The organism is Pedobacter sp. 01N416 (genome assembly GCF_056399685.1).
This window is the reverse complement of sequence record NZ_JBFTRT010000266.1, coordinates 1-6404: the sequence shown is the minus strand read 5'-3', so window position 1 is coordinate 6404 and position 6404 is coordinate 1. Positions and strand designations below refer to the sequence as shown.

5 protein-coding genes are annotated in these 6404 nt (G+C 46.6%); 3 read left to right on the top strand and 2 right to left on the bottom strand.

Annotation, left to right across the window (positions count from 1 at the left end):
- Together AC1DND_RS15470 and AC1DND_RS15465 are read left to right on the top strand one after the other, a co-directional pair.
- Positions 1–1262, top strand: a 1262-nt coding sequence (locus AC1DND_RS15470; RefSeq protein WP_477582897.1) for a TonB-dependent receptor domain-containing protein, incomplete at its 5' end; no start/stop codon positions are given.
- An 11-nt stretch (positions 1263–1273) separates the two neighbouring features.
- Positions 1274–2626 carry a RagB/SusD family nutrient uptake outer membrane protein gene (locus AC1DND_RS15465; RefSeq protein WP_477582895.1) on the top strand — a complete coding sequence of 451 codons (1353 nt, stop codon included), beginning with the start codon at positions 1274–1276 and terminating at the stop codon, positions 2624–2626.
- A 39-nt stretch (positions 2627–2665) separates the two neighbouring features.
- Here the strand turns inward: AC1DND_RS15465 and AC1DND_RS15460 are convergent, their stop codons facing one another.
- Together AC1DND_RS15460 and AC1DND_RS15455 are read right to left on the bottom strand one after the other, a co-directional pair.
- Positions 2666–2989, bottom strand: coding sequence for a hypothetical protein (locus AC1DND_RS15460; RefSeq protein ID WP_477582893.1), 324 nt, complete (start codon positions 2987–2989; stop codon positions 2666–2668).
- A gap of 118 nt (positions 2990–3107) precedes the next feature.
- Complete coding sequence (locus AC1DND_RS15455; protein ID WP_477582891.1) at positions 3108–3533, bottom strand: MauE/DoxX family redox-associated membrane protein; 426 nt, start codon at positions 3531–3533, stop codon at positions 3108–3110.
- Between the two features lie 88 nt (positions 3534–3621).
- On the opposite strand from AC1DND_RS15455, the gene AC1DND_RS15450 reads away from it, so the two are divergent.
- The coding region (locus tag AC1DND_RS15450) for a lantibiotic dehydratase (protein ID WP_477582889.1) at positions 3622–6404 on the top strand (2783 nt) is incomplete at its 3' end.

Here is a 6404-nt window from a genome sequence, read left to right as displayed (position 1 = left end):
GTGCAAGGGCCGATGCCTCTAACCTTTTTGGTGTCGCGACAAACGATAAATGGAAACCGCTATGGTCGGTAGGCCTGGCCTGGGATATTTCAAGGATGCCTTTTTTTAAATTGGGTTTTGTAGACCAGCTGAAAGTAAGGTACACCCTGGGTTTCAGTGGCAATGCCGATCCATCCATGAGCGGGGTAAATACCATCCGTTACCAGGTTAATTCACCTTATACACAATCGCCATATGCCATTTTCGATAAATATGCCAATCCCGATCTGAGGTGGGAGTCGGTGAGGATGATGAATGTGGGTCTGGATTTCAGTTTGCTCAAATCCAGGCTTTCGGGCAGTGTGGAGTATTACAGGAAACATGCTTCTGATCTGTTCGGGGTGTACCCGATTGATTATACCACCGGGGTAGGAACCACGGTATTACGCAATGTTGCCGAAATAAAAGGGAACGGTTTCGACCTGCAACTGAATGCAAGAATCCTTCAGGACAGCTTTAGCTGGGGCACCACGCTTAATCTTTCGGTGTACAGGGATAAAGTAGCGAAGTATTACCTGCCATCGGTACAGGGGAGCAATTTTGTGCAGTCTAATGCCACGGTATCGGGTGTAGAGGGCTTGCCGGTATACTCCATTTTCTCTTACCGCTGGGCGGGCCTTGATGGGGCAACCGGCGAACCGATGGGCTTTTTGAACGGCCAGCCGAGCAAGGCATACAGCAGTATCATCAGCAGTACAAAACTTCCTGACCTGGTATTTCACGGGTCTGCGCTGCCCCGTTATTTCGGTAATATGGTAAACGACTTTGGGTTTAAGGGCTTTACCCTTTCGGTAGCGCTCAGCTTTAAGTTTGATTATTACTTCAGGCGCAAGGGTATTGATTATACCAGCCTGTTTGCCAGCGGTAGTGGGCATGCCGATTTTAGTAACCGTTGGAAAGCCCCGGGCGATGAGGCTTTTACCCAGGTACCGTCAATGCCCTATCCGGTTTCCAGCAGCAGGGAATCGTTCTACCGCTCTGCTGAAGTACTGATTGATAGGGGCGACCATATCCGCATTCAGTACATCAACCTTGATTATGCATTTGAAAAGTCCCTTGCAAAAAAGATCGGTTTAAAAACATTAAACGTATTTGCCAACCTGGCTAACGCCGGTATAATTTACAGGGCGAACAAACATCACCTCGACCCTGAATATGTAACCAGTGGCTTTAACTTACCCCCGGGGCAAACTTTGGCTTTCGGCTTAAGGGCGGGCCTTTAAAATTTATGATGATGAAAAAGAGAAACCATTTTGGATATTGGCTATTGCTGGCTGTTTTTGCTACTGGAGTTTTAGGTTGCCAGCAGCTTTTGGATGAAAAACCCGATCAGCGGCTCGTGATACCCTCAACCCTGGGCGATTTCCAGGCGCTGATGGATAATTTCGGGGTGCTGACTGCTAACGATCTGATCTCGGCGGAAATATCGGCTGATGATTATTACCTTACCGATGCCGACCTTGCGGCCCTGCCCAGTGAATATGAGCGCAGGATGTACAGCTGGCAAAAAGATAATCTTTTTGAACCCGGAAGCAACGAGTGGGCCTATCTTTACAAAGCCGTTTATTCCTGTAATGCAGTATTGGAGGGAATGGAAGCCTCAACGATTGAAAGGGACACCAGATTCAACAATGTAAAAGGACAGGCACTGGTATACCGCGCCAAATGCTTTTTGCAGGGACTCGGCGTCTGGGCAAAGGCTTACCAGGTATCTTCACCAGCAGACCTCGGTATTCCGCTGCGCCCCAGTGCTGATTTTAATACGCCTTCTACCAGGGCTACCGTTCAGGAAGGTTACCAAAAAGTACTAAGTGATTTAAAAGCTGCGGTACCGCTTTTGCCGGACAAAGCATTAAGTGCCACCAGGCCATCAAAAGCCAGTGCCTATGGGCTTTTGGCGCGTACCTTCTTATACATGGGCAATTACCAGGATGCTGAAAGTTATGCCGATTCATGCCTTCGGATCAATGGTGCGCTTCTGGATTATAATAAACTCAATGTTGCAGACCGCTATCCGGTGGCGCTTTTTAATCCTGAAGTGGTTTTTAACACATTTGTTCCGCCTTCAACAATTGTAACCAGCACCAGGGCGAAGATTGTTCCCGAGCTTTTACAGGCCTACCAGGCTGATGATTTGAGAAAGCAGGTATTTTATCTGCAGAGTGGGGGCGCTTATTATTTTAAAGGCACCTATTTCCAGCCCGCACTTTTTTTCGGTCTGGCTACTGATGAAATGTACCTCACCCTTGCCGAGTGCCAGGTAAGGAACGGAAAAACAGACCTTGGCATACAGACCTTGAACAAGCTTTTGGTGGCCAGGTTTAAAACCGGAACATTTGTGCCCCTGGTGACGGGTGATAAAGCCACTGCATTGGATATGGTGTTGATCGAACGAAGGAAAGAGCTGGTAATGAGGGGGATGAGGTGGATGGATGTTAAACGTTTAAATGCTGAGGGTCGGGGGATTGTGCTGAAGCGCAGCATAGGCGGGACTGACTACACCTTAACGCCAAACGATAAACGGTATGCGCTGCCGCTGCCTGAAGATATCATTGCACTAACGGGTATGCTCCAGAATGAGCGGTAAAACAAAGGGCCTGGTCAAACTAACCAGGCCCTTGATCACTTACAGTGCGCGTTTGGCCGGAGCACCATCCCTTACATCGGCTGCATTGCTGCCATAGGTATCAAAGATGTACTCAGTCAGCTTCTCCTGCGTATCAACCGTTTCGGGTGTAATCAGGTAACAAGGTGCAGCATTGCCCGAATTACAACTGGTAGGCGGGCTTAGTGTAGTTGAATATTCGTGGCCGTTTGTCGCATCGGATAACTGGTCGCCAACAAAATTCCATTGGATGTCGGTTTTGGCTGATTTAAATGCACTGGTGGTAATGGTTAGGCCGAACCCCAATACGAGGGCTACAAGGCCAAGGTTTAATTTTTTTAACATGGTATATAGTTTTAAATAATCTCCCTTTAGGGAGGATAAATGAAGTCGATCTGGTATGGTGGTCTCGCGATCGGTTGATTTTTCTGTATGGGATGGGACCAGTATCCGGTTATGCTGGCTACTCGTTGTCACGAACCTCCCGCTTTAGGTGAATAGTTAAGCTAGTTATCGTTAATGCGGTGAATACAAGGTTAAAAATGAGATGCGATTTCCAGCCGAGCCATTTTAGTACACCGCCACAGCTACAAGGTGCCTTGCTGAAATAGTCGGCCAACACCAGTGCGATGTAGGCGGTGAAGGCAAGCAGAAGTACGGATGAAAACAGCAGACCAACTATTACGGTCCTTTTGAAACATAACAGGAGTGCAGTAATAATTTCTGCAGGGATCAAAAAATACAATAGGAAATCTGCCAGCCAGCTGGGAAAAGACTGGTTATGGAGCTGCTGGTCAAATGCTGAAAAAGTAAAGAGTTTACTGAATGCGGCGTATACAAATAATAGTACGAGCAGTGGTGGAACGGATGATTTTAAAATTGCCTTCATGGTAAAAGAATTATGAAACAAATTAAAGGCGAATAGAAAAGCCAAAACAGTATGAGATGGGTATTATACCCTTTTAAGCGACGAAGAGATGAAAGAAAGTAAGTCAATGCTATACCGGTTTTTACCGCAGTTATTTTTACGGGCACCGTACTATAGCTTTACCGGCTATGATCTCTCGCGGTTGCCGGAAGTGTTGCGGGAACAGGCTTTTCGCAATGCAGTTTTTTTGGCAAGCGCCGGGTTTTATGCGTTACTTGAAAAAAAGGAACTTGATTTCGATAAATTATCAGATAAGGAAAAACATACCCTTTATAAGTATTATAACCGGATGTGCTTCAGACCAACTCCTTTTGGAAGCTTCTCCTCCTTCACTTTACTCCAATGGGGAAGCGGTGGTCAGATCAGGCTTGCCGGAAGCGATGAGTCGGTTCTTCATTTATTGCCTGATCAGGAATTTTTAAGGAAACTAAAGAACAGGGCGGAGGCTGATCAGTCTGACGGATTAATGGTCAACCCTGCGCTGTACCGGTTTAATGATATTTTCCGCTACACGAAATCATCTTTGGATGATAAGGGGCGGTTTAGCTTTTCTCTGGAAGGGATTGCAGCCGTAAAATTTAATGTACAACTGTTTTCATTTTTATCTTCGAAAAAGGTGTCAAGAGATGTGGTCCTGGGCTGGATTATGCAGCATAGTGAGTGTTCAGAAACAGAAGCGGAAGAATACATCGGGTTTCTGCTGGATGCTGGGGCGGTTTTCAATGGTTCTCAGGGCAAAGTAATCAGTAACGAGATCATTGAGAACTTCTTTGGCTTACCTGGCTGGAATGGGTTCTGGAAAAATTACACGATGATTCCTTTATTGGGTGAAGTAGCCCTGTCGGCTTTGGCAGGGGAAATTAGGGAAATTGCAAAGGAAATAAAGCCTTTTGGACAGCCATTTTATGCTGCTCTTGAAAGGCCAAACAAAACTGGAGGACCAGATAGCGCTGAACAGGAAGAACTGTCCAAAGCGGTCCATGTACTGCAGTTATTGGCACATGCTGAGCAGCCTGCTGATCTGTCGCGTTTTATCCGTGATTTCCGTGCCCGCTTTGATCAGGAAAGGGTGCCTTTGTTGCTGGCCTTAGATCCCGACGGGGGACTGCATTATGGTGAGATGGAGCCATCCATGCCTGACCAGGATATCCTGGAGAATATTCCTTTCCCTGAACCGGAAGAAGAAAACAGGACCCTTGGCTGGCATGCCAACCAGCAGTTTATCTTCAAACTCTGGATTGGGGACACCCTTCGTGATCCCTGGTCGCCCCTTCAGGTTAGTGAAGATGATGTGATTAAACTGGAAGATCATAAAAAGGCAGTATTGCCTTTGCCCCAGACGCAGGCGCTCATGTACCGCTCGACGGGAGAGCACCTGATCATCGAAAGTTCGGCCGGGGTAACTGCTGTTTCGCTGATCGGAAGGTTTTCCTGCTTTAGTGATCCGGTACACCAGTTTTGCCGCGAACTTGCCGCAAAGGAGACTACCGCAAATCCAGAAGTTGTCTTTGCCGACATTGCCCAGCAGTCTGATAGCCACGTGGATAACATCAATCGTCGCAAACCCATTTATTCACACGAGATACCCCTGAATGTATTTCCTTCTCAGCCGGATGAAAAACTGGTACTGCCAGGCGAACTTATGCTTTCTGTTAAAGGCAGTGAATTGATATTAGAGTCGTCTAGGTTGAAGAAAAGAGTAATTCCCCGTCTGGCGACAGCCTATAACTTTCGAAATAACCATTCGCCCGTTTTCCGGCTGTTGTGTGACCTGCAATTTCAGGGTGTACAGGCAGGACTTTCATTTAGCCTGGAAAACTTTTTTCCGGGCCTGACTTTTTATCCTCGGGTCTGCTACGGTAAGGTGATCCTCTGTCTGGCGAAATGGAATTTTAAGGAATCAGAAATAGCGCCTTTAACTGCAGGAGATAAGGCTGATCCATTTAAAACCCTGGATGGTTTCCGCAGAAAGCACCACCTGCCCCGGCATATCACCATAGGCGCAACAGACCAGCAGTTGGTTTTTGATCTGGCCAATTCCACCGAGGCAAGGTTTTTTCTGCAGTGCATTGACGGTTTAAAGCGGATAACCATTCAGGAATATCTATTGCCAGACCGTTCCGTTCTGTCCGGTAAAAAGCCGCTTGCGGGGCAAATGATTGCTTTTCTTACCCACGGGAATAATATTTACAAACCTTCAAAAAAGGAAAGTACCACTGTTTATGGCGAAAAGCAACGCGACTTTTTGATGGGCAGCAACTGGCTTTACCTTAAAATTTTCTGCATTCCACGTGCTTCGGATGAAATCCTTATTAAGGTGATTTTTCCGTTCATCAAAGGACAGAAGAAGCGGATCAAAAACTGGTTTTTTATCCGCTACAGCGATAAAGGTTATCACCTGCGCCTGCGCATACAGGCGGAAGAAGATGACCTTGGCGCGATACTCGTAGCCTTGCGTAAAAAAATTGAATCATCCGGACATGATAAACTTTTGCGGGATTTCCAGGGAGATACCTACCGGAGAGAACTCGAACGCTATGGGTCCGATCTCATTTCACATGTTGAGGAACTTTTTTGCACTGGAAGTAATCTTGTTGCTTTTGTGTTAACTTTAAGGGGGAACGGTACCCTTGAACTTAGCGAGTTTGAATTGGCTATACTTACTGCCTGTCGCATGATCRGYTGCTTTTTTMCATCTCTGATTGATTCCCTGGATTACCTTGGTAAGGTGACGGATCAGTTTATGGCAGAGTTCAGGGCAGATAAAACGCTTAAAGTCGCAATGGATGAGAAATACCGGCAGAAGAAATTAATGATAGCGGACTTGCTGGA